The sequence below is a fragment of the Nostoc mirabile CHAB5784 genome, from assembly GCF_020829645.1.
Taxonomy (GTDB): domain Bacteria; phylum Cyanobacteriota; class Cyanobacteriia; order Cyanobacteriales; family Nostocaceae; genus Nostoc; species Nostoc mirabile.
Window position 1 is genome coordinate 1 of sequence record NZ_JAIVFS010000067.1, and the last position, 21,826, is coordinate 21,826.

Genomic DNA, 21,826 nt, shown 5'->3' on the forward strand with positions numbered 1-21,826 from the left:
AACTGGAGTAGTAGTTGCAGTCATAGTCAAACCAGATATTCCTCTAGCTCAATTTTCACGCAACTCTTTGACAAAATTCTCTGCAATAACAGCATAACCATATTCTGGTGCGAGATTTGCTCTTACTTTTGGCTGATTTATTAGCTTTACTTATATTACGAGGTCAACTAAGTCATTCAATACTAGTATTTAAAACTACAGTTTTTCGGCAAAAATCCACTTATATAGGTATTCATCACAGAGCGATCGCAAAACTTTTCGGTCTACTGAATTTAATATACAAGCGTCTGTTACATGAGTATATGATGTCCAATCACTTAAGATTTCTGAAAACCCGAATACTTCATGCAATGCCTGTAAATATGATTCATCGTCTAGGCTATTCGACTCAGTAAGAGTGCCATCAATGTCAAACATCACCAATTTCATTTTCATCCTGCTCTAGATATACATAGCAAAGTAATCATTGTAGATTTCTGTATTAGTCATGACTGTAAGTTCTATTTGTTTCTGTTCTTCATCTGTTGCCGAACTCGTAGCCTGGTCTAAGCTTTCTTGCGGGATAAAATCACCACAGTATTCATTCGCAGGTACAGCTGCATTCATCTTTTGGGGATAACTCAATTTGAGATTATTCATGATGGTAATGAATTGACTACGACTGCGATCGCTAAATCTGGGATTAAGCCGCTTTTCTTCGCCAATAGTGGAAACAGTACGCCCTTTATAGTCATGGGCAGGATATACTAAGGTATCATCCGGCAAAGTGAATAAGCGTTGTGTCACCACATCGTATAAAGTTCCAGGATCACCTCCCTGAAAATCTGTGCGTCCACAACCACGAATAAACAAGGCATCACCAGTTAACAGATGGGTTTTGTTCACTAAATATGTTATGTGACTGGCGGTGTGACCTGGCGTGGAAATCGTTTCGATGATTACCGATCCCACCTCTAGGATTTCGCCACCAACAAGGGAGCGATCGGCTTTTGTCACAGCAGTATTCTGGGGAACGATCACCTGAGCGCCTGTTTGTTGCCTGAGTTTGCCTGCCCCTGTGATGTGATCGGCATGAAGGTGAGTTTCTAGACAGTAGCGTAGCTTTAATCCCAGTTCATCCAATGATTGCAAATCGCGGTCAACTTGCTCTAATACAGGATCGACTAGAACAGCATCTCCTGTCTGCTGATCGGCAATTAAATAAGTGTAACTACTAGTTTCAGGGTCAAAAAATTGCCGAAATAGGAAAGTTGACTGGGGTATCTCTGCACTGCGTAGGCGTAGCCCGTCGTAGACATCGCCATCGCTTAACAAAGGCATCGTCGCAATAGTCCGCACACGCACTGGTAGCGACTGCAACAACGCCTTAGATAATTCCTGCGCCTGTCCCCGTAATTCTGGTACAGCGATAGTTTCCCACAAGTCGCCCTTACGGGGAGTTCCCAAGGTATAAAGCAGCGTCGAAACATTACCGTCTGCTGCATATAAAGCACCGTGGGTATCTGTATCTAATCCTAAACCGATGGCATTGGGGCGAATTAAACCCTGCGATCGCAAATTAGTAATCAGAGGATGAGGCGATCGGCGATAATCTGCTGCTACCCCTGTACAATTAACTACCCGGCGAACGTGCAAGATATTATTAGTTTGGGTTTTGCGCTGGCACACGGTCACTGCCACACCGTCCGGCAAAGCTTGATATTCCCGAATCCGCCCGGCAGAGATGGTGAGTTGACCAGAATCTAGCATTTCAGTGACAACATTTGCTACTTGTGGGGCAATGCGGTGACGATGCACGTCCCAATAGGGTGTCAAATGACGCAAAAAACGTTGCTGTTCCTCGGTCGGTAGTTTTTGCCAGATTTTCTGAATCATGGGACGCAGAGAATCAATTACTGCTCGCCAGTCGTAGCCTTGGGCAGCAGCAATTTCCACCTCGGCACGTAGCTGACGTAACCAGGAGCGTACACTTTTTGATGAATTTTCTGGTGTCAAGAAGGGGGGATAAGGTTGAGCTGCTTGATGTTTGAGGGGAAATAATCCTCGTCGGGACACAGCATAAATTTTACCCCGATGTTGGCGATCGCCCAGAGATAAAACCATATCCACCATCGTCAGTCCCGTACCAATTAGCAACACAGGTGCATCAGCATCAAGGTCTGCTAGGGCATCGGCTGACCAAGCATTTCGCGGATAACTTTCATCATTACTGTTTGGGTTTTGAATAGCGGGAGGTGCAGAGGGTGAGTTCCCCAATGCCAACACAACTCTATCTGCGGCAAAACAGCGACCACTACGCAGAGAAATCATTGCGCCTTTTTCTTTAGGCTGTACTCCTACCACTTCATCGGTCAAGCGTTCTAGTCGCACATCACTAGGTGCTGTGGCTTCTGCTTCTGCCAAAACCGATTGAATGTATAAACCATAAACCTTACGAGGTATGAAGGTACTGGCATTGACTTCTTGGGGCAAAAATGCTGTTAACTCATTGCGGTTGTGCTGAAGCCAACGTAACAAATGCCCCGGTTCATGGGCAAATGCACTCACGTTGCCTGCCGATACATTCAGCAAATGACAGTTGGTATCTGTGCTGTAGGCTATTCCCTTGCCAATTTGATGACTACGCTCAATCAGCTTAATGGTGAGAGGTTGGCTGGCAGTTTTCAATAGATGGGTAGCGACTAGAGAACCACTAAAACCTCCGCCAACAATAGCGATCGTGGTTGGAGTATGGGCAGTTAAAAAACTAGGGTTCATGGCGGTCTTAGTTGAAATAAATAGTTACGCCTGTTTCATAAAGTCTATCTACCGGGACTAAATGCATTTCCAACCCAGCTAAAAGAATTAAGACTTGATTTCTTATAAATTCTTATAATACCTGATTTCAGGCATTAAATACATTTAATTGATAAATTAACCGTAGTTTGGGATTAGATGGAATCATCCCTGATCGGTAAACGAAATCAGCGATCGCATTGGCAGTTGAGTTAAAAATAGTTTTACAATACTGCATCAACCTACAGCAAACTCTGTGTACTGTCGCACATGAGGTGCATGATAAGCTAGAACAATGTCTTGTTTCGGTACTCCCTTAGCTACTAACTGGTCTGCGATTGCGTCTTCCGTTCCATCATGTTGCACCCAAATTTTCCCATCGATAATATCAACATGAAGCGCACAGCCATAGATTCGGGTACTGCTATCTTTCCATCCCAAATTGACCAGTTGATAGTGATCGCACTCCCGATCAAAAATTGTCTGACTTTTGATTAGATCGTTTGGCGATCGCAATTTTGCTCTCTCTAAAAGTAACTCCTGAATTAATTGACGATACCAATCTAACTTATCCATTGAGCAACCTCCTGTTTTTCTGTGTCGTACACTAATAACGGAATTTGGTTGCGGCGAATCACGGTTTGAATAAATGGATACTTGAAGAACCGCTTGTAAATATCTAATGGAACTGCCAAGTACAATCGTCTATCTGCCTCCTCCTCTTCTAGCGCAATACGATAATTAATAAATTGTCCAATTGCAGTATGAAACTCAGAAATCGTTGAAGCTGCTAGGAAAGTCTTGATTTCTACAGCAATTTTCTCCCCCTCTCTCGTCGCTGCTATTAACCTCTCTGCACCTAAATCGATATAAAAATCAACAAATCCTAGATCGATATGGTACGGATCATGAGTAATTTTCCACCCCTCGTTCTCAAGGGCGATTTTAACAAGCTCATGAAACGCATCTTTTGCAGGCATTACAGATAATTCACAGGGGGTTGGAAGCGTTTGCTTAAATTTTATCTTGTATTGCCCTTAAACTATACTAAATTACAATCACCTAATTCAAATCAGCATCAGCTTGGTAACGAAGAATCACGATTCTATCTGTTGTCTTGCTGCTTTAGATGCCATCAGCTTGTTATACAAATCAGGATCAGTGGTTTGTAAGGGTTGGGGCATAGCATCAAAAGCTGCTTCCTCGGCTGCTAAGTAAGCATCAATCTCAGCGCGATTAGCTAGATAGAACGTAATTGCACCATAAACTTGTTCCAGTGTCAGCAACGGAAAAGACTGAACAATGCTTTCCGGTGATAATCCACTTCGGAAGGCATAAACAACGGAGTCTAGGGAAATACGAGTTCCTTCAACCCAATAAGACTCATCTCGACAATCTACGTAAGACTTAGCTGCAACGACTGACATAAATACTTGTTTTACCTCTATTTTTTCTCAATCATAAACGGATTTTGAGCATAAGTTTGTGCATCGGATCAGGGCTTACTGAGTAGATATTGCGATCGCGTGAGCGTTTTTGGTAGTCTGGCTGATGAATACCTCACCTAACCCTGGCACAAGTGTTTGATGCGTTGAATCACTGGAGCGATCGCCAAGATGAAATTAATGCTTATATGAACATAACCGCATCCCTGATGAATTAATTGATCCATTGGTGCGAGATTTATGAGTAACTTGTTCATTTGGTTGTACTTTATATAACCTAGAGGCGCATAACGTTCGCGCTTACTGGACGCAGACAACTTTTGCAACTCAGCCAGTGATTTTGGGTGTTCTGAATCTTTTCATAAAGGTTTTTATTAGAAAAGCCTGTTGTATCACTTACAATCCATCGCAGTGTTTCTAGAGCTTGTGAAACTTCAGGTCTTAAAATCCAGTGCCACTCTCCTTTGCGTTTCTCAAACGTAACCAGTGTGCCTAACTTCTCCGGCTGTGGACTGTAACCCAACTGCTCACCTACTAAACGAGCTAAACGCCCATACATCATATTTGCCGTTGTATGGTGGCTATAGCCCACAGCCTGAGAAAGTTGTGTGGCAGTTATTGTTTGCTCATGTGCATGGTAATGAACCTGGAGCATTTGAATATGATTATCTGTCAAGTTATCTATTGCCCGAAAAGCAGCTACATATTGCTGAAATTCTGGAGGATTCGATGAAGCTATGTTTGGCATCCCTCAGTCCTAATATCTTGCTACAAAGATAACTTGGAAACACTGCCCTAAAGATAACCTAAATCACTCAACTATTATTATACGGAATACCACCGTATAACTACTCTATTAGGGGTATTGACAGAATAAGACTTGATTTTATATGAACGTCTATGATACTCTGCCTTCATCTATAAATTACTGTTACTCGATAGACTAACCGTATTTAATGATTACACAGTGTGCATCAAACGGGAATCACGCCTTATGCCAAAAGATTGGTATGAATGGCACGACCTCTACAACACTGAGCCAAAATTGCAGCAGCGTCTAGAAATCGTGCGGGAATATATTGCTTATAGCTTGAATGCCTCACCAGATGGCGCTATCCGAATAGTGAGTGTTTGTGCGGGTGATGGACGAGATTTATTAGGAACTTTAAAAAACCACCCCCGTGCGAAAGATGTTTCTGCACGACTGGTTGAAATAAATTCAAATTTAGTTGAGCGTGGACGAGCAACTATAGAGTTTTTGGGTTTAGCCAAGCAGATTGAGTTTATCAATGGTGATGCAACTCTTGCCACTAACTATGTAGGAGCAGTACCAGCAGATATCGTGATTGTGTGTGGTGTCTTTGGCAATCTGGCACAGGAAGCTGAACTCAATCGCTTACTAGATAACCTGAGTTTTCTGAGTAAACCAGGTGCTTTTGTCATTTGGACTCGCGGACACTCCAACGGTATTACTTACTCTGACAATGTGCGGAAAATTTTAAGTGCATCTGGATTTGAGGAAGTAAACTTCAAGCTTACGGCTACAGGAGATATGGGTGTAGGTCTTCATCGATACAGGGGTGAAAACTTGGCTGCACCTAAAGAGCAACAGTTATTTGTGTTTTCCGGCATTCCTAGTAAAGCGAGGTAAAAAATGTCTATTCAAAACACAGTGTCAACTTGGGAAGAAGTTTTAGAGACTGCTAGAAAAAATACCTCTGCACGTAGAGTAAAGAGGACAGGACAATCTCCTTCTACTGCACCAATACCCAGCAGTTTACAGAAACTTCCGCCAAACATACAACCACCAGTCTTGCTTTATCGAGATACTAATTCCTGGTGTCCTTTCTGCGAGAGAGTTTGGTTTGCTCTGGAAGAAAAGGAAATTCCCTTTGCAACGGAGTTTATTGATTTAAGTAATAAACCCAAATGGTACACTGACTTAGTTCCCACAACCCTTGTCCCAGCAGCAAAAATTGAGGGTAATTTAGTATATGAATCTAAAGATATTCTCTTGGCTTTAGAAGAAAGGTTTCCACATCCAGCATTATTGCCGGAAAATCCAGAGGAAAACGCTGTTGCTAGGCAGTTAGTTGAAGACGCTGAGACTAACGGTTTTAGAGAGATTGCTTACAAATTCCTGAGAGAAGCACCTGTAGATGCTGATGAGTTGGCAAACTTACAAGCAGAATTTGAGGCGAAGTTAGATGAACTTGAGCAAGCTTTGGCTAAATATCCTAGCCCCTACTTTGTCAGTACATTTAGCTTAGTTGACATTGTGTATAGCCCCCATCTAGATAGATTGGCGGCTAATTTACCTGTGTATCGGGGATATCACCTTAAAGGAAATCCTCGCTTTCCTCGAATTAATGCTTGGTTTGATGCACTTAATCAGCGTCCTGCTTATCACAGGGTGAAGTCGGATAATATCACCAACAATTTACTTTTGCGTCGCAGATGGGGTGTGGAACCGATTGGAAATCCTTTACCTCTGGATGTAGAAGCAAGTGAGGCTATTCAATATCGCGCAGAAGCAGCTGAGAGATTGAGCGATAATCGGGAAGTTGCGATCGCAGATATTATCAAAAATTCTGGAGTCCAAGGTTTAGCCGCAGATGATGATTTTACCACAGTTAAGGACGCTGTTGATTTTCACCTGCGACAACTAGCCGATTATCTCATTCATGGCAATGGTGCAACTTTACCGGGTGGAAGGACTGGTGGTAAAAATAGTAATGTTGATCCTATCTTCGCTGCTGTGGGTGCGATCGCTTTTGCATATTTGAGAAATCGCATCTGCGCCCCCCGTGACATGAGTGCTGGTGCAGCAACGGCGTTTCGGGCTGCAATCGATAAATTGTTGACTTCTGTTTATTAATTTTGTGGGCGTTGCTGAATGTATGAATGAATTTGCCGGGCTACGCCCTGCTAACGCTAACATGCAGAGACGCAGCGAAAAGTCGGAGCGCTTCTGAATTCTGACTCCTGAATTCTGCCGTACTGTAGAAACTTTATTGAGGAAAGGGAATTGCTAGCAGTCCATAGTGAAAATGAACTACAATTAACTGCTGATGTACTGGTAATTGGTGGTGGCCCTGCCGCAGCATGGGCAGCCTGGGCAGCCGCATCCCAAGGAGTCAAAGTTATCATTGTTGATAAAGGTTTTCTGGGTACAAGCGGTGCTGCTGCTGCTAGTGGTAACGGCATCATGGCTCCGTCTCCAGAGAATTGGGACAAAGTTTTATCGGAGCGTTATCGCATAGGAAAAAACCTCGCTAACTCACGTTGGATCGAGCGTGTTATCGAAAAAACTTGGCTGAGTTTGCCCCTAGTGGAAAGTTGGGGCTATCGTTTTCCCAAAGAAGATGGGGAATCTGTGCGTCAGAGTTATTATGGCCCTGAATATATGCGGGTACTTCGCAAAAACCTTTTGCGTGTTGGTGTGCAGATTCTTGATCAAAGTCCTGCTCTAGAGCTTTTATTGGCTGACGACGGCTCAGTAGCTGGAGCAAAAGGTGTGCAGAGGCAACATCATCGTACCTATACTGTTCGTGCTGGTGCAGTAGTCTTAGCGAATGGCGGTTGTGCATTCTTGAGTAAAGCATTAGGTTGCAATACCAATACAGGTGATGGACTGCTGATGGCAGTGGAAGCCGGTGGCGAACTTTCTAGTATGGAAGCTTCTAATCACTATGCCATTTCGACGGCTTTCAATGCGACTGTAACCAGGGGTGTTCCCTTTGGCTGGGCTAGTTATACCGATGAAGCAGGCAATGATCTGGGTGGCTATATCAATGGTCGTCGCGATCCATCGTTTCTCCCTAATGCCCTCTTGAAAGGCCCCGTTTATGCTCGTTTGGATCGAGCCACGCCTGAAGTTAAAGCAGTGGTTGAAAAGTCTCATTTCATCGCTTTTCTACCCTATACAAAAGCTGGTATTGACCCCTATACAGAACGAGTGCCTGTGACACTTGTTTTAGAGGGTACAGTCCGTGGTACAGGTGGGATTCGGATTGTGAATGATAATTGCGCTACAAAAGTTCCTGGACTCTACGCTGCCGGTGATGCAGCATCGCGGGAGTTTTTAGCCGGTTTAGCTTCTGGGGGTGGTGGCCCCAATGCTGCCTGGGCAATCTCCACAGGGCAATGGGCAGGAGTTGGAGCAGCGGACTTTGCTAAGAGTCTGGGCGCTCATGCAAATGAACGGGTTGCGCGTCCTGCTGGTAAAGTGGGATTGCGATCACCTACGGTGGGCGGAACGCCATCGCCTTTGGCGGGGCGTAGCCCATCGTCACCCTCACCCACTTCTGAAACATTCGATAGTGAGGCGATCGTGCATGGTGTACAAGCCCAGATGTTCCCGTTGGAGAAGAATTACTTGCGTTCTGAGCAAGGACTTTTAGATTCTCTCGCTAAATTAGAAACGTTGTGGCAGCAAGTACAAGGGAACCCAAAACAAGATACAGTGCGCGATGTGGAATTTTCTCGGCGAGCGGCTGCTTTGACAGCTGTAGCACGATGGGCATATTTTAGCGCGTTACATCGCACGGAAACGCGCAGCGAACATATTCGTGTGGACTATCCCGAAACCGATCCAAATCAGCGTTATTACCAAGCAACAGGAGGCTTGGATAAGCTTTGGGTGAGGCGTGATTGGATTACGGATGCAATCGCTACACCACCAGTACAAACCACTCAAACCACACCCTCTGTATCAAAGTTGTAGCAGGAGCATGTCATGATCGAGCTTGTCAGCCATAAACTCTGTATCAATTGCAATTTGTGCGTCCAAGTGTGTCCTACCAATGTCTTTGACTCCGTACCTAACCAGCCACCCGCGATCGCCCGTAAGGAAGACTGTCAAACTTGTTTCATGTGTGAGGCTTATTGCCCTGCGGATGCACTCTATGTTGCGCCTGAATCTCATACCAACGTTGCAGTCAATGAGGATGATTTAATTGAAAGTGGCATCATGGGTGAATATCGTAGCCTCTTAGGTTGGGGATATGGCAGGAAAAACAATAGTGAATTGGATACGGCTCATAAACTGCGCCAACTGCCGCGTCCTTATCAAAGTTAATTTGGGTGTTTGGGGACACTTCTCTTCTTAGGCTGCGCCAACGACAAGCGGTAGTTGAGCGCAGTCGAAACTCAGTGCAGACGCTCGTGCCTCTCTACGAGACGCTGCGCGAACGCTAACGCTGCGCTATCGCTGGGGATTGGGAACTGGGTTTTTATTCAGCACTTTCAAGCACTTTTTGACGTAGTTCTGGAAATACTTTGGAGATTTTATTCAAGAGATATTCGCCATAAGTTCCGTCAAATTCGTGGATACTGGTTTTATCCCAGCGATCGCTTTTATCATCATTCACTACTACATCTTTCAGTTCAATGGGTTTGACTTCAACGTTGAAATTGGGGTCAAAAAAGAACGGGAACGAAAGGCGATGACTTGTTGATAGGTTCTGAACGCGGTGGGGTGTTGAACGATACAGTCCTTGTGTCATGCGATCGAGCATATCCCCAATGTTGCATACGAATGAACCAGGAATAGGAGGTGCATCTATCCAACCAGACTTTGATTTGACTTGTAATCCACCAACATTATCTTGTTTGAGTATAGTTAATACTCCATAATCTGTATGTTCACCAACGCCCCATTCAGATTTAGATAATGATGGATTGGGAGGGTAATTGAAAATCCGAAATAATATTAATGGGTCTTTTGTATAACGGTCTGCAAAGTAGGATTTTTCTAACCCCAAACTTAGAGCAATACCAGCCATTAGAGTGTGTCCAAGCTTGGTCATTGAATCTATATAATCCAGCACCGTTTCCCTAAATTTGGGAATGTTGGATGGAAAAAGATTGCGACCGTGCATTGGTACACCAGCTTTCACAAGTGGGTGAGCTTTTTCTAGTTCTGCACCGAAGTAAATACCTTCTTTTAAGTCAGGTCTACCTGATGTCAACTCGTTACCCACGGGGAAATATCCTCGCCATGCTTTACCACCAAGAGCCATACGAATATTCAGTTTGGTTTCTACATCCTGTGCGAAAAACTGTTGGCTGAGATGTTCTAACTGCTTTTGTAGTTGTTCATCAACTCCATGTCCGATGATATAGAAGAAACCGTAATCATGGAGAGCTTGTCTAATTTGGTCTGCAATTACATTAGAATAGTTGCTAGTTTGAGAAACCAACGTACTAATATCAATGACGGGAACCTGTGAAAACTCTTTATCCACAACTTGTAAGATTGTCATACTCCGTTTTTTCTAGTCGTGCGTAGACTACACAATAAATTATATCGATAACTATAATGTTGATGTTGGGTATGGCGATCGCTAGCCTTAGTCAACTATTTATACAAAGTTTCAGAGCGTGTAAGGAACCCACGTTTTTAAACGTGGGATTGAAGCAAGTACGCTTTGTATCTCGCGCTATGGGTATCAAAACAAATATTTTTTTAAGTGGCCTTTAGACCCACAACTAAAGTTTTTTATTCCTTCTTCCCTTTTTTTGTAAGTTAATTTCTACTGCAATACGGTTCGGATAAGATCCCCCCGCCTGTGGCAACTCCCTTTTTAAGGGGGTAAACGAGGAAATTAGCCCCCCAATTTATCGGGGAGCCAGCGCGGTCTTGGGGTCTCCCCAAGTGGAGCGACTGGCGTGGGTTGGGGGGATCTTCGCAGGGTAAACAAGCTAACCGAACCGTATTGATTTCTACTGCGTTTATAAAAAAGATTTCAAAAATGGCTAATAGGGGCTATCAAGGTGCTATATATATCCCAAAAAAGTTTAGATTTAATAAAGCTTGACGCTCCTATGGGTCATTTATAGGTGTTGCTTAGGGTATATTCAGTATTGTGTGCCCCACTTAGTCCCCAATTGGTGTAGAAGTTCTCATTGATGAGATGATATTTCTCAAAAAATGAAACATCTAAATGGGGGAAAATCGGGGATGCATCTAAAATCCGATTTTGTCTGGAAATGGGGCTTAGGCACAGGTAACGGAAAATCGAACCACTCCAGACACAGAGAAGCCAGTGCGCCCTTGCGGTTCCCCGACTTGTTCGCGCAGCGTCTCCCCTTGGGAGAAGCAACTGGCGCGACACGGAGGAATAAGAATTTGAGAGGTATTTTGCGTAAGTCCTGTGGAAATGGGACATACCAAGTATAGCCGTGACATTGATATCAAAGATATATGCAGTGCTTGTTTGAAAGATATTAATTTGAGTAGCTGATAACGCTTATCTTTATTTATTGGCGATGCCTGCGGTGGTCACTGAGCGGCTGGCCCTGAGCCTTGGGAGAGCGTAGCCGAAGGGAGTCGAACCATGTCGTACCACTTCGTGGATCTTGCTACGCGCAGCGTCTCCAAGAGTTGTGCGGGCTACGCCTACGCCAATAAATAAAAACTTTTTAGTTTGCTGAAAATCCCAAACCGTTTTATCTCCTGCTTAAGAACACGCTCACGATCAGCAGATTCTTGTGGTGGGAATTCCCAAATATCACGTATCTCATGTTCTTCGTGATCTGTTAATTGGAGATGATGTGGTAATTGAGACTGTTGCCCAAATAACCAAGGTGCTCCATCTAATAATTCTCTTTCTATTCCATGAAACATATTTTCACCATTATTAAAAATAAAGTAATTTTGACCGAAAACGACTCATGATACAGAGCAAGTAAATTTATTTATAGAGAAGCAAAAAATATGTATGTAGTGACGCACAGCGCAAGAAATACGAAGTCCGTTTACAGAGCAACTAAATTTATTTATGGGGATCAATAATGCAAGAATTTTGAATGCGTGAATTTTGAATTCGGAGCGTTCGCGCAGCGTCTCGTAGAGAAGCGACGTGACATTTAGCTTTTTACTTCTTGCTGCAATTATTGGCATTTGGCGATATCTTCGTTAAAACTGCTGTCCCAAAGTTGTTTCACATCAACTTTTGTGGTAATTACACCCGCTTGAAAAAAGGTGTCAGCAACCTTTTGCTGAGAAGCAATAGCTGCGTCAGAAACAGGAAGTAATTCTTGACGACGCTGTTGTTGTCCTTGCTTGGCATCCTGATAAACGATGCCTTCATCAACATCAATGGTAGTTGCATAATTTTTCGACCACTGCTTAAGATTAGATTCACGCCAAGTTTGGGATTTCCGCAAACGACAGAGAAAATCAGCGATCGCTATTTTCTTTTGTGGATCGGCGATCGCATTGGGTGAAGCAATAATTACGAAGTTACCGCTCAAAATATCTTTTGCAGATTCCAGTACCCGCGCCCCTTCTTTTTGGGCTTGGGGGATGGAGTAACCGTAAGTAGCCCAAGCATCAAGCTGTCCTTTACGAAAAGCCGAAAGTCCATCAGGTATTGATAAAGGAATTGCATTGATATCCTTCATCGTCAGCCCGACTTTTTCCAACATCTTAATCAGGAAGTAGTGGGCAGTTGTAGCTTTAACGTAACCCACTTTCTTACCTTTGAGGTCAGCGATCGTTTTGGCAGTGGAATTCTTGGGTACGAGTACAACTTGACCAACCGTAGGCCCTTTGAGAGTGGCAATAATTTTTACGGATGCTTTCGATTCAATCGCAAAAATCGGTGGAATTTCACTAGCTGAGACCAGGTCAATCGCACCAGCATTGATTGACTGTACCATCAAATTACCCCCAGTAAACTCAGTAAATTGAGTTTGGTAAGAGAAATTATCTAGTCCAGCTAACTTTAAATTTAAGTCCCAGCCACCTTTATACTTAGCAACCCGCAATTGAGTTGTATTCGACACTGCGATTTGGGATGGACTAGGATTAGCAGCGATCGTTGCCGGACTAGTAGACTTTACCTCTGAGCAAGCTGTTGTTGCTACTAACAAGCAACCCAGAGAGAAGAAAAAATTCTGCCGCAGCCAATTGGTAAACACGTTCATTTTTGGGTATAAAAAGACAATGAAGAAAAATAACCACCAACTACTCTAGTAAGCCTGGTTCTTCGCCTCAGGATCTCTGGCGGTGATGTGGCCTGCTGTTCCCTCACTAAAGCCAAAACGAGCAAACAGCCGAAATGCAGCCGCAAGGCGTTGTTTGCGGTAGAGTCGTTCTTCTTCAACTCGTTCAAAGACTGGCGGTTGTGGTCTAGTGAAATTTGCCATGATTTTCTCTTTCTTGTTTCACAGGTACATTAAGCTACGGTTGCTGTTTGTCGTTCTTGTCGTTGCACTTGTTGACGTACCAAAGGAATCACATCTCGACCGTAGGCGATCGCATCTTCCACTGGGTCAAAACCGCGAATTAATAGTGTTGTCACTCCAGCTTTGTAGTAATCAAATAATGACTCTGCAACTTGTTCTGGAGTCCCTACCAAAGCAGTAGTATTACCACGAGCGCCAGTAGCAGCTGCGATCGGTGTCCATAAACGTTTATCATGAATTTCGCTTTCCTTAGCAAAATCCAACAACCGCAATGAACCAATAGCTTCAGGTCGGAAAGAAGCACCAGAAGATAGTTGAATACCAGCTTCCGCACGGGTTTCATTGATCCGTGAAAGAATATAATGTGCCTTTTCCCATGCTTTTGCTTCTGTTTCGCCCAAAATCGGACGCAAGGAAACACTAAATCGTAAATCTTTTCCAGGCGGTGCTGCGGCTTTCACCTCTGCGATCCGTTGTTTAATAGCAGCTATGGGTTCTCCCCAAAACGCATATACATTACTATGCTTTGCACCTACATCCACAGCAGCACCAGAAGCACCACCGAAATATATCGGAATATGTGGTTGCTGTAAGGGTTTGACTTCCGAAAATGCTTGTTTGAGTTGGTAAAATTCCCCTTCATAATCGAAAGGTTCTTCACTCGTCCAAACTCGCCGCACAACATCAAGATATTCATCGGTACGGCGATAGCGAGTATCATGATTAAGCCAATCACCATCGCGCTGTTGTTCGGCATCGCTCCCACCAGTAATGATATGTACTGCAACACGACCATTAGAAAAGTGATCTAATGTTGCTAATTTGCGGGCGGCTAAAGTGGGAGCCACAAAACCCGGTCTATGTGCAAGTAAAAACTTGAGTCGTTCTGTTGCAGCAGCCACATAACTGACTACATTAAAACCATCCGGCCCTGTAGAACTATAACCAACTAGCACTCGATCAAAGCCACCATCTTCATGGACTTTTGCAAATTTGCGGACATAAGCTAAGTCTATACTTCCCCCCGTGAGAGATACAGTAGGGCTATGTAATTCAGACGCTTCTCGCGTACCAATCATGCCAATAAATTCCACAGGCATATTAATTTTGCTCCAAATCTTTGTTATTTATAGCTGTTGCCAGGTAGTTTAGGACATCAACTGATCATAAAACCCTGATACTAAGAGACTTTCAAGTCTGTTCCCTATCCCCTATCCCCTATCCCCTGCTATAAGTTTTTAGTGGCAGTTATTCTCCGCCTCCATCTTTTCTACCTAGCGGCGGTAGTTCCCAGCGGACACACTGCTGTGGCAACATCTACTCGTTGCGGAATAATTTTTTGCTCTAGTAACCAGTCAGCTGTTTTCTGAAGATTGGCGATATCTTTAGTATTAGCAAATACGTAAGACTCTGGGCCTCGATTTTTAGTCACTTGCTTAGCTACAGTATCAGAGACTTTTAGCTCTTTAACTAAAAAATCTGATGCAGCATTAGTATGTTGATTTAACCAGTCACCATCCTCACTCAAAGCAGTGAGAGCAGCTTTCACTGCTACAGGATTTTCTTTAGCTGCATCACCACGAACAACCATAATGCCGTAGGTAGGAGCAGGGTGTGTAGTGGTAATTCTCCGTGCCTTATGCTCTAATTGGGCAATGGAAATATAAGGTTCCCAAACTGCCCACGCATCGACAGAACCTTGATATAGAGCAGGTGCAGCGTCATTCGGTGATAAGTAAACTCGCTGGACTTTTTCTTTAGGAATATTCTCTTTTTCCAAAACTTTTAATAACAGATATTCGCCTGCACCACCTTGATTGACTGCAACCTTTTTACCTATTAAATCAGCAGGTTTACGAATCGGAGAATCACCACGAACTAAGATGGCACTACTTAAAGAATCTGGGCTAGGACGCTGTACAGAACCAATGCAAAGAGGTTGTCCAGCAGCAATTCCAGAGATAGTCGGAATATCACCACAGCCGCCAATATCCGCCCGATTACCATTGAGAGAACTTAAAAGCGTAGCGCAACGGTCAAATGGCCCACTCCATTCAACTTTAATATTTTGCGTTGCTAACTGACGCTCTAACTCACCTCGTTGACGCGCAATGGGAATAATCCCGCCTTTTTGGTAGCCCAAGCGAATCACATTGTTTTTCTCTGTAGTTTTGGTAGTGAGAGTATTTGAGGAGGAATCTGAGTTAGCTGCGGCATTGATAGCTGTTTGTTGACTGCAACCAGAAGCTATCAAACCAAGAAAATACGCTGCAACTGCAAAGATTTTACTGGCAGAACATTTTTGTTTGTAATGAAAGCGGTGTTCTTTTAAATAATTCAACACAATTGACTCCTTGATATCAATTTGTAGGAGTTTAAGCAGCCATATCTATGATGATAGCGAGTAAATTACACTAAACCGATTAATTTACCGTAGTAATAGATATAAGATACCACCTTTTGATGGGCTGTTCAAATCCAATCAATATTTCTTTATCTTTGACTATGAGAATTTAGTGCAGGTATTTCTAGGTGAACCTACACTCAAGTAGTGAGAAAATAAACTGTAAAAGAACCATAGACACAAATATCAAAAAAATCTTCGATTTGAGCAACAATCTCTAAAAAACTGGTATTATCCTTCCTTTGTATTCTTTATTGATAAAATCTTTGACGTTTGGATGAATGAGTAGCTGGTTTAACTTTTGAATCTTTGGTTCGTTTTCTCGACCTTGTAATGTAACTAATGCAAGAGCGTATTTCTTGTCCTTAGCTGTTTCTTCACCCATAGAATTAGGTTCTATCCCTGCAAGCGCAACAGTTTGAGCAGAAGATACAATGAAGTCTACATCATTAATAGCTCGAACAACTTGTACACCTTCTACTTCTTTGATTTGCAAGTTTTTCGGGTTAGCAGCAATATCTCTTTGGGTTACAAATTGTTTAGCATTTTCTTTTAATTTAATGAGATTATTAGTTGCTAACAGCCGTAATCCTCGGTCGTTATTGATGACATCATTAGCAATTGTCACAGTTGCATTTTGGGGAATTTCGCTTACTGATTTTAACTTGTTAGAGAAAAGACCAAGTGTATTTAAATAAACTGTATTCAATGCTACTAAATTTAGATTTAGTTCTTTCATAGCATTATTCATGAAAGGTCTGTGCTGAAAGAAATTAGCATCAATGACCTGATCTCTCAAGGCTGTGTTGGGTTGTATCCAGTCATTAAAGGTAACAACTTGAATCTCTAAGCCTTCTTTTGCTGCTATATTGTTATTCACAAATTTCAAAATATCCTGAGAGAGTATACCAGTCACCCCAACTTTGATTACTTCTTTTTGCTCTTTTTGGCTAATTGTTTGCGTATTATTAGTAGAGTTTTGAGTAGATTTTTGGCTACAACTAGCCAAGATTAAAGAGGTAGTAAGTGAACCTAAAGCTGTTAATAAAAATCTGCGTCTATTCATAACATTTGTAATTAGTGTAAATTGTAAATTATGAATGCTGAGACGCGATTAATCGCGTCTGTACAAGAGTTAAGAGTTAAGAATTATATTTGTCTCTTTGCTCCTCTGTCTCTTTACCTTTGTTCAGCGTTTTCTCATCCGCTGTGCAATTAAATCACCTATAAATTGAATAATTTGTACTAGTGCAATCAAAACCACAATGGTAGAAAACATCACCCCTACATCGAAGCGTTGGTAGCCGTATTGAATTGCCAAATTACCTAATCCACCTCCACCCACAGCCCCAGCCATAGCGGAAGAGTTAAGTAAACTCACAATTAGAATCGTCATACCTAATATCAGTGAAGGCAAAGCTTCGGGAATCAATACTTTGAGAACGATTTGCCAATAATTGCACCCCATTGCTTGGGCAGCCTCTATTAGTCCCTTATCAACTTCTAAAATGCTAGTTTCAGCAATGCGACCAAAAAATGGGATGGCGGCGAGAGTTAGGGGAACTAAAGCGGCAGTGCTACCGATGGAAGTGCCAACAATTAGGCGTGTTAGTGGTGTTAAAACGACAAGCAGAATAATAAAAGGAAATGAGCGTCCAGTATTGACGATCGCACCCAGCACTTTATGCACTTGGGGAAAATCTAGCAAGTTTCCGGGGCCTGTCATCACTAGCAACAAGCCCAAAGGTAAGCCTAATACTATTGCAACCAGGGTAGATATACTTACCATGTAAAAAGTTTCACTAGTGGCTTGCAACAAGCTTTGTAGTAATTCTTGTCCTTGCATTGATGCACCTCGCAAAGTTGGAAATAGGGCGGAATACCAATTCGTAATTCGTAATTCGTAATTCGTAATTAATGTGTTGCCGGATTTTAGAGAATTGGTATTAGCTGGGTTGGAGAACTTAGAGTCTAAGTCCAGCCTGTTTCAGTAGTGGTAGAACGCGCTTACCGAAGAAATCTAGATCAGGCTCGAAATCGTAGAAGGCAAGCTGGAAACCATCGACACCAGCTTTATTTAGTTGCAAAAGTTGTTCGGTGATTTGTTCGGGTGAACCGATTAACTGCACATTACCGCCGATCGCACTGCCAACGCCATGACGCAGATTTCCCTTTTGATGCCCCCTCCAAGCGTGTGCATCGCTGCTAACGCCTGAACGTCCAGCAATTGACTGATAATCGGCATGGTCGATAATCGCCTGAGCATATTCTTCTGCCTCTTTTTCAGTTTCACGCACGACAATAAGCGGATTTAGGAGAGTGCGGACTTGTCTACCATTAGCGATCGCTGATTGTTTGACACGGGCTGTATGGGCGGGTAACGACGACAAGGCGCTTTCTATGTCGCCGCCAGCCGGACTGGTGATAAATACGATATCAGAATGACGACTCGCAAACTCGATGCCAGCATCCGAACCGGTGGCGTTAACTAGGATGGGACGACCATAAAGCGGGCGGGGGCTGATGTAGGCATCCTTAAACTGCCAAGAACTCTGACTTTTGTAAGAAAAGTTCTCTGTTTCCGACCAGAGTCGTTTGAGGACGGTGACAAATTCATCAGCGAGTTCATAGCGGCGATCGTGTTCGATTTGGCTCCAGCCGAACAGTTCATGCTCATAAGCCCTGTGTCCAGTGACAACATTAATTCCCCAGCGACCTTTAGAAATGTGGTCAAGTGTCGCACCAAATTTGGCCAGATGGATGGGATGCCAAGGTCCGTAGAGGACGTGAATGGTTGAGATTAAGAGAATGCGTGAGGTAATGGCGGCAAGGGAGGCAGTAGCGATGAAGGCATCTAAACCTGCTTCTGTCCGAGTTGGGCCTTGTCCGCCCTTCGGCTGCCATGTGGAATAGCCGAAAACCAGGTCAAAACCTAACTCCTCAGCCTTTTGGGTAAGTTTGGCATTGTAATCAAACGACCAGTCTGTAGTACGCGGTAGGTTAGAAGAACTCCAACCACCGTGATGAATCGGTAAGAACAGCCCTAGTAGTACTGGCTGCCGGAGAGCTTGGGATAATGGGCTTTGGGGATAGTCTGTTGGAGAGGCGATCGCCTCTTTACTTGCTCTCAAAAAAGTAGTATCAATTGTACTCATAGTTCCTCTCAACGGTTTCGGTTGGCTGCGAGATCCCCGACTTCTAATAAATACTCATAAAGCAATACAGTTAAGTTAAGCAATTTTTCCTTCTCTTTCTTCTCTCTCTGTGTCGCGCCAGTTGCTTCAAGTCTCTTAACCGCAAGGGCGCACTGGCTTCTCTGCGCCTAATAAGGTTCGTAAAAAAAAACGACTTTGACAAAGAGTGCTAGCCTTAAGTGAACCGTATTGACTCATAAAGTGGTTTCCCGTATGTTAGAAGTCAGGGATCTGAACAAAATTAGAAGAATCCTCGTTGCGGCAATGGTGTACCGTTGATCTCGTAGTCCCCGATCGCACGAGCTTTAAAGTGATTTGGGTTGTGTGAGGATAAGGTACGGGCGTTACGCCAATGACGATCAAAGTTGGAGCTTTTCTTTGTTGTGGAAGCCCCACCCACTTCAAACAATAAGGTAGCTGAACGTAGAGCCAAATCATCAACAATCAATTTGGCTTTGGATGCGCTCAGAGAAGTTGCTAGTGCCGCAGCCGTCTCTGCCTCTTCACCCTGAGCTTGGGTAGCAGGGAGGCGATCAAGACCATCAGCTGCTGCTAAAACAATCGCTTCAGCAGCAAAGGCATTGGCGGCAATCTGCCCGACAGTCTGTTGCAAGATTGGGTCTTCTGAGGCTTGCTCGGATACAGCATGGTAGAAAGTCCGGGGTCTGTTACGGATGAGGGCTGTAGCATCACGCAGAACGCTGCGAATAATACCGGCGTTGATGGCAGTCAGGAATAATTGTGGGACGATGTTGTAGGGTAGGTCGTCTTTGTCTGTGTCTGTCTCAAAAATTACTTCATCTGCCTCTACACGGACATTAGTGAATGTAGTCGTTCCTGTGCCTGTAAGTCTTTGTCCGAAGCCATCCCAGTCATCCACAAGGTCAATCCCCTCGCGGTTGGTAGGAATGAGTACAAATGCTTTCGTGTCATCGGGTACTAACACACGCACGAAAATCAAGTCTGCGTAAAGGCTGCCAGTGCTGTAATACTTAGTACCATTCAGCCGATAGCCGTCGCCATCAGGTGTTAATTTTGTATTCACGACTTGGCCGCCACCAGATCGCTTGGCTTCTAGTTCGGTCGAAGCGAGTCCAATAATCGCGCCATCGACGACGGCTTTGAGCCATCGCTGATTCCTTTGGGTGCGCTCAGAACGCAAAATTCGCTCTGTAATAGAGAAATGATTCCGTACAATGTGAGCCACATTCGGGTCAGCATCCCCCAGCCGAATCACGACCTCGAATAGTTCGCGGGCGCTGCTACCACCACCACCTTCGGCAACGGGGATTCGCAATGCACCCAACCTGGAACGCCGGATCAATTCAACCACATTATAAGGAAGAATGCGATCGCGATCGCGCTCACTTGCCCCCAGAGCAATAAAATCAAAAAGCTGCTGGAGTTCCGGTGAATTTGCTCTCACCGGAGCCGAAAACTGAATTGTCGTATCTGCAAGTTTCTCTGGACTCTTAATCATTAGTTTCTATCTCCGAATATCCTGTGAAAAATCTATGTTGGTGAGTGGTGAGGCAATTGCTATTTCTGGGTGACGCGACTTTGTCACTACAAAGTTGAAGAATGTTTCTAGCCTTGAGGCGATTACATCTGGTAACATATTCAAGCCACCGACTGCACTCGACAAAAACCATTCCTCTGTAAGGGTTTTAGATGTATTTAAGTTTTATAAAGTACCAAAAATCTACAGAATTACCGTAGTTTGATACTCCCAAATTTTCCCCAAGTTGTCAATCTGTTTTAACGTCTTTTTGCAGGAAAGACTCAAAGTTGAAAGCAAAAAAGCGTCTACGGAGTAAGTCCAAGGAAAACGCCAGTTGCCTACGCCTGCCTAATTTGTGAACTTCTTCAAGGACAATTTTTATCCTACTCAAAGGGGTTTAAAATCCCATACACAACGGGTGTTTGTGTTGGGGTAACAGTCCCCCTTACAAAACGTAACTGTTTAATCATATCTGCAAAATGATTTAGATAAGATTACAATAGGTGGGCTACGTATAAAGTAGTTAAGTAACCTTTAGTAATTTGACCATTGAACTTGGTATTAATTAATTCAGCGATCGCATAGAAAAAACGCGCTTTTGTAATGCGATCTAAATTTAGATGACCGGAGTAAGTATTTAAGAGGTTGAGATAACTTGCACTGTTGTATGTTGCATCCCATCGATAAGAGCGATAGACTACTTCAGCAAACAGGTTTGTTTGCTGAATCTCGTCTGTTTTACTAGAGACTTCATGCTCACGAGGAAGAGGCTTGTCATCCTTAACTAACTCAGGAGCTAAGCGGCGATATAGCTCCTGTACCTCTTCAAAGAAGCCATTACTAGCATCACTATGTACGTGTTCATTCCAAAATAGCGCGATCGCTCCTTCAGATGTGAGGGCAAGAGCCGTTTTTTTGTAAGCAATACTTGGGTCAAGCCAATGGAAAGCAGTCGCCGAAATCACTAAATCAAAAGCATTTTCTTGGGTCACCCAATCCTCAAAAGCAATGTTACGCACTTCTACTTGCGGATAAGCAGCCAGATTTTTTTGGGCAACCGTAGCAAGATTCTCACCCAACTCAATGCAGAGTATACGATAACCCCGGCGGGCAAAGGGTACAGTTGCCTGACCAGTACCACAACCAATCTCTAATATCCTTCCGTCTGGAGTGATTTCTGAGAGAGACACCACATCGTCAAAAAGCGCTTCTGGATATCCTGGTCGAACTTGGTCATACAACAGTGCTACTTGATTAAAAGTGGTTCTTAACTGACTTCTTTCATCTGTCATGTGTTTGTGGCCATACCATA

Annotated in this window: 22 protein-coding genes and 1 pseudogene; 4 read left to right on the plus strand and 19 right to left on the minus strand. The window is 43.6% G+C overall.

Going from position 1 to position 21,826, the window contains the following annotated elements; all coding sequences use genetic code 11:
* Nucleotides 1-195: 195 nt before the first annotated feature.
* The 7 genes from LC653_RS30025 to LC653_RS30055 form a co-directional block, all read right to left on the minus strand.
* Nucleotides 196-429, minus strand: a complete 234-nt coding sequence (locus LC653_RS30025; protein WP_229498296.1) for an HAD family hydrolase — start codon at nucleotides 427-429, stop codon at nucleotides 196-198.
* A gap of 12 nt (nucleotides 430-441) precedes the next feature.
* Nucleotides 442-2,757 carry an FAD/NAD(P)-binding protein gene (locus LC653_RS30030; RefSeq protein WP_229498297.1) on the minus strand — a complete coding sequence of 772 codons (2,316 nt, stop codon included), beginning with the start codon at nucleotides 2,755-2,757 and terminating at the stop codon, nucleotides 442-444.
* Nucleotides 2,758-3,012: 255 nt separating this feature from the next.
* Complete coding sequence (locus LC653_RS30035; RefSeq protein WP_229498298.1) at nucleotides 3,013-3,351, minus strand: XisI protein; 339 nt, start codon at nucleotides 3,349-3,351, stop codon at nucleotides 3,013-3,015.
* A complete protein-coding gene (locus LC653_RS30040) occupies nucleotides 3,339-3,755 on the minus strand; it encodes a XisH family protein (RefSeq protein ID WP_229498299.1) in 417 nt (138 codons plus the stop codon). The genes LC653_RS30035 and LC653_RS30040 overlap by 13 nt, the downstream gene beginning before the upstream one ends.
* Before the next feature lie 117 nt (nucleotides 3,756-3,872).
* Entirely contained in the window at nucleotides 3,873-4,202 is a 330-nt protein-coding gene (locus LC653_RS30045; protein ID WP_229498300.1) for a DUF433 domain-containing protein, read from the minus strand.
* A gap of 137 nt (nucleotides 4,203-4,339) precedes the next feature.
* Nucleotides 4,340-4,477, minus strand: a complete 138-nt coding sequence (locus LC653_RS30050) for a hypothetical protein (RefSeq protein WP_229498301.1) — start codon at nucleotides 4,475-4,477, stop codon at nucleotides 4,340-4,342.
* Between the two features lie 20 nt (nucleotides 4,478-4,497).
* Complete coding sequence (locus LC653_RS30055; RefSeq protein ID WP_229498302.1) at nucleotides 4,498-4,968, minus strand: hypothetical protein; 471 nt, start codon at nucleotides 4,966-4,968, stop codon at nucleotides 4,498-4,500.
* A gap of 246 nt (nucleotides 4,969-5,214) precedes the next feature.
* Here LC653_RS30055 and LC653_RS30060 point away from each other — a divergent pair, with 246 nt between their 5' ends.
* The 4 genes from LC653_RS30060 (at nucleotide 5,215) to LC653_RS30075 (ending at nucleotide 9,300) form a co-directional block, all read left to right on the plus strand.
* Nucleotides 5,215-5,871: a class I SAM-dependent methyltransferase family protein gene (locus LC653_RS30060; RefSeq protein ID WP_229498303.1), complete on the plus strand. Its 657-nt coding sequence runs from the start codon at nucleotides 5,215-5,217 to the stop codon at nucleotides 5,869-5,871.
* A 3-nt stretch (nucleotides 5,872-5,874) separates the two neighbouring features.
* Nucleotides 5,875-7,098 (plus strand): glutathione S-transferase family protein, encoded by a 1,224-nt coding sequence (locus LC653_RS30065; protein WP_229498304.1) that lies wholly within the window; start codon nucleotides 5,875-5,877, stop codon nucleotides 7,096-7,098.
* Between the two features lie 150 nt (nucleotides 7,099-7,248).
* A complete protein-coding gene (locus LC653_RS30070; protein WP_229498305.1) occupies nucleotides 7,249-8,946 on the plus strand; it encodes an FAD-dependent oxidoreductase in 1,698 nt (565 codons plus the stop codon).
* Nucleotides 8,947-8,958: 12 nt separating this feature from the next.
* Nucleotides 8,959-9,300 carry a 4Fe-4S binding protein gene (locus LC653_RS30075; protein WP_229498306.1) on the plus strand — a complete coding sequence of 114 codons (342 nt, stop codon included), beginning with the start codon at nucleotides 8,959-8,961 and terminating at the stop codon, nucleotides 9,298-9,300.
* A gap of 154 nt (nucleotides 9,301-9,454) precedes the next feature.
* On the opposite strand, the gene LC653_RS30080 is transcribed toward LC653_RS30075, so the two are convergent.
* The 12 genes and pseudogenes from LC653_RS30080 to LC653_RS30135 all read right to left on the minus strand — a co-directional run bounded on the left by LC653_RS30080 (nucleotide 9,455) and on the right by LC653_RS30135 (nucleotide 21,806).
* Nucleotides 9,455-10,486, minus strand: coding sequence for an isopenicillin N synthase family dioxygenase (locus LC653_RS30080; protein WP_229498307.1), 1,032 nt, complete (start codon nucleotides 10,484-10,486; stop codon nucleotides 9,455-9,457).
* Between the two features lie 1,136 nt (nucleotides 10,487-11,622).
* Nucleotides 11,623-11,850 carry a hypothetical protein gene (locus LC653_RS30085; protein ID WP_229498308.1) on the minus strand — a complete coding sequence of 76 codons (228 nt, stop codon included), beginning with the start codon at nucleotides 11,848-11,850 and terminating at the stop codon, nucleotides 11,623-11,625.
* A 266-nt stretch (nucleotides 11,851-12,116) separates the two neighbouring features.
* Entirely contained in the window at nucleotides 12,117-13,148 is a 1,032-nt protein-coding gene (locus tag LC653_RS30090; protein ID WP_372478245.1) for an ABC transporter substrate-binding protein, read from the minus strand.
* A 72-nt stretch (nucleotides 13,149-13,220) separates the two neighbouring features.
* Nucleotides 13,221-13,376: pseudogene (locus LC653_RS30095) on the minus strand (class II aldolase/adducin family protein); the annotation flags it as partial.
* A gap of 29 nt (nucleotides 13,377-13,405) precedes the next feature.
* A complete protein-coding gene (locus LC653_RS30100; protein ID WP_229498310.1) occupies nucleotides 13,406-14,515 on the minus strand; it encodes an LLM class flavin-dependent oxidoreductase in 1,110 nt (369 codons plus the stop codon).
* A 170-nt stretch (nucleotides 14,516-14,685) separates the two neighbouring features.
* Nucleotides 14,686-15,759, minus strand: coding sequence for an aliphatic sulfonate ABC transporter substrate-binding protein (locus tag LC653_RS30105; RefSeq protein WP_229498311.1), 1,074 nt, complete (start codon nucleotides 15,757-15,759; stop codon nucleotides 14,686-14,688).
* Between the two features lie 277 nt (nucleotides 15,760-16,036).
* On the minus strand, nucleotides 16,037-16,885 hold the full coding sequence (locus LC653_RS30110) for a MetQ/NlpA family ABC transporter substrate-binding protein (RefSeq protein WP_229498312.1): 849 nt from the start codon (nucleotides 16,883-16,885) through the stop codon (nucleotides 16,037-16,039).
* 123 nt (nucleotides 16,886-17,008) lie between these two features.
* The gene (locus LC653_RS30115) at nucleotides 17,009-17,665 is read right to left on the minus strand and encodes a methionine ABC transporter permease (RefSeq protein ID WP_229498313.1); all 657 of its coding nucleotides are present in this window, start codon (nucleotides 17,663-17,665) and stop codon (nucleotides 17,009-17,011) included.
* A gap of 118 nt (nucleotides 17,666-17,783) precedes the next feature.
* Nucleotides 17,784-18,974: an LLM class flavin-dependent oxidoreductase gene (locus tag LC653_RS30120; protein WP_229498314.1), complete on the minus strand. Its 1,191-nt coding sequence runs from the start codon at nucleotides 18,972-18,974 to the stop codon at nucleotides 17,784-17,786.
* 280 nt (nucleotides 18,975-19,254) lie between these two features.
* On the minus strand, nucleotides 19,255-20,493 hold the full coding sequence (locus LC653_RS30125; protein ID WP_229498315.1) for an acyl-CoA dehydrogenase family protein: 1,239 nt from the start codon (nucleotides 20,491-20,493) through the stop codon (nucleotides 19,255-19,257).
* 6 nt (nucleotides 20,494-20,499) lie between these two features.
* Nucleotides 20,500-20,658, minus strand: coding sequence for a hypothetical protein (locus LC653_RS30130; protein WP_229498316.1), 159 nt, complete (start codon nucleotides 20,656-20,658; stop codon nucleotides 20,500-20,502).
* Between the two features lie 350 nt (nucleotides 20,659-21,008).
* Nucleotides 21,009-21,806, minus strand: a complete 798-nt coding sequence (locus tag LC653_RS30135; RefSeq protein WP_229498317.1) for a class I SAM-dependent methyltransferase — start codon at nucleotides 21,804-21,806, stop codon at nucleotides 21,009-21,011.
* Nucleotides 21,807-21,826: the final 20 nt, after the last annotated feature.

What these genes read in the sequence shown, in the direction of transcription:
- LC653_RS30065 (WP_229498304.1), top strand. Translation starts at nt 5,875, where the DNA reads ATGTCTATTCAAAACACAGTGTCAACTTGGGAAGAAGTTTTAGAGACT.
- LC653_RS30075 (WP_229498306.1), top strand. Translation starts at nt 8,959, where the DNA reads ATGATCGAGCTTGTCAGCCATAAACTCTGTATCAATTGCAATTTGTGC.
- LC653_RS30050 (WP_229498301.1), bottom strand. Translation starts at nt 4,477, where the DNA reads ATGAACAAGTTACTCATAAATCTCGCACCAATGGATCAATTAATTCAT.
- LC653_RS30080 (WP_229498307.1), bottom strand. Translation starts at nt 10,486, where the DNA reads ATGACAATCTTACAAGTTGTGGATAAAGAGTTTTCACAGGTTCCCGTC.
- LC653_RS30055 (WP_229498302.1), bottom strand. Translation starts at nt 4,968, where the DNA reads ATGCCAAACATAGCTTCATCGAATCCTCCAGAATTTCAGCAATATGTA.
- LC653_RS30135 (WP_229498317.1), bottom strand. Translation starts at nt 21,806, where the DNA reads ATGACAGATGAAAGAAGTCAGTTAAGAACCACTTTTAATCAAGTAGCA.
- LC653_RS30110 (WP_229498312.1), bottom strand. Translation starts at nt 16,885, where the DNA reads ATGAATAGACGCAGATTTTTATTAACAGCTTTAGGTTCACTTACTACC.
- LC653_RS30125 (WP_229498315.1), bottom strand. Translation starts at nt 20,493, where the DNA reads ATGATTAAGAGTCCAGAGAAACTTGCAGATACGACAATTCAGTTTTCG.
- LC653_RS30030 (WP_229498297.1), bottom strand. Translation starts at nt 2,757, where the DNA reads ATGAACCCTAGTTTTTTAACTGCCCATACTCCAACCACGATCGCTATT.
- LC653_RS30035 (WP_229498298.1), bottom strand. Translation starts at nt 3,351, where the DNA reads ATGGATAAGTTAGATTGGTATCGTCAATTAATTCAGGAGTTACTTTTA.
- LC653_RS30085 (WP_229498308.1), bottom strand. Translation starts at nt 11,850, where the DNA reads ATGTTTCATGGAATAGAAAGAGAATTATTAGATGGAGCACCTTGGTTA.
- LC653_RS30040 (WP_229498299.1), bottom strand. Translation starts at nt 3,755, where the DNA reads ATGCCTGCAAAAGATGCGTTTCATGAGCTTGTTAAAATCGCCCTTGAG.
- LC653_RS30120 (WP_229498314.1), bottom strand. Translation starts at nt 18,974, where the DNA reads ATGAGTACAATTGATACTACTTTTTTGAGAGCAAGTAAAGAGGCGATC.
- LC653_RS30045 (WP_229498300.1), bottom strand. Translation starts at nt 4,202, where the DNA reads ATGTCAGTCGTTGCAGCTAAGTCTTACGTAGATTGTCGAGATGAGTCT.
- LC653_RS30115 (WP_229498313.1), bottom strand. Translation starts at nt 17,665, where the DNA reads ATGCAAGGACAAGAATTACTACAAAGCTTGTTGCAAGCCACTAGTGAA.
- LC653_RS30060 (WP_229498303.1), top strand. Translation starts at nt 5,215, where the DNA reads ATGCCAAAAGATTGGTATGAATGGCACGACCTCTACAACACTGAGCCA.
- LC653_RS30025 (WP_229498296.1), bottom strand. Translation starts at nt 429, where the DNA reads ATGAAATTGGTGATGTTTGACATTGATGGCACTCTTACTGAGTCGAAT.
- LC653_RS30100 (WP_229498310.1), bottom strand. Translation starts at nt 14,515, where the DNA reads ATGCCTGTGGAATTTATTGGCATGATTGGTACGCGAGAAGCGTCTGAA.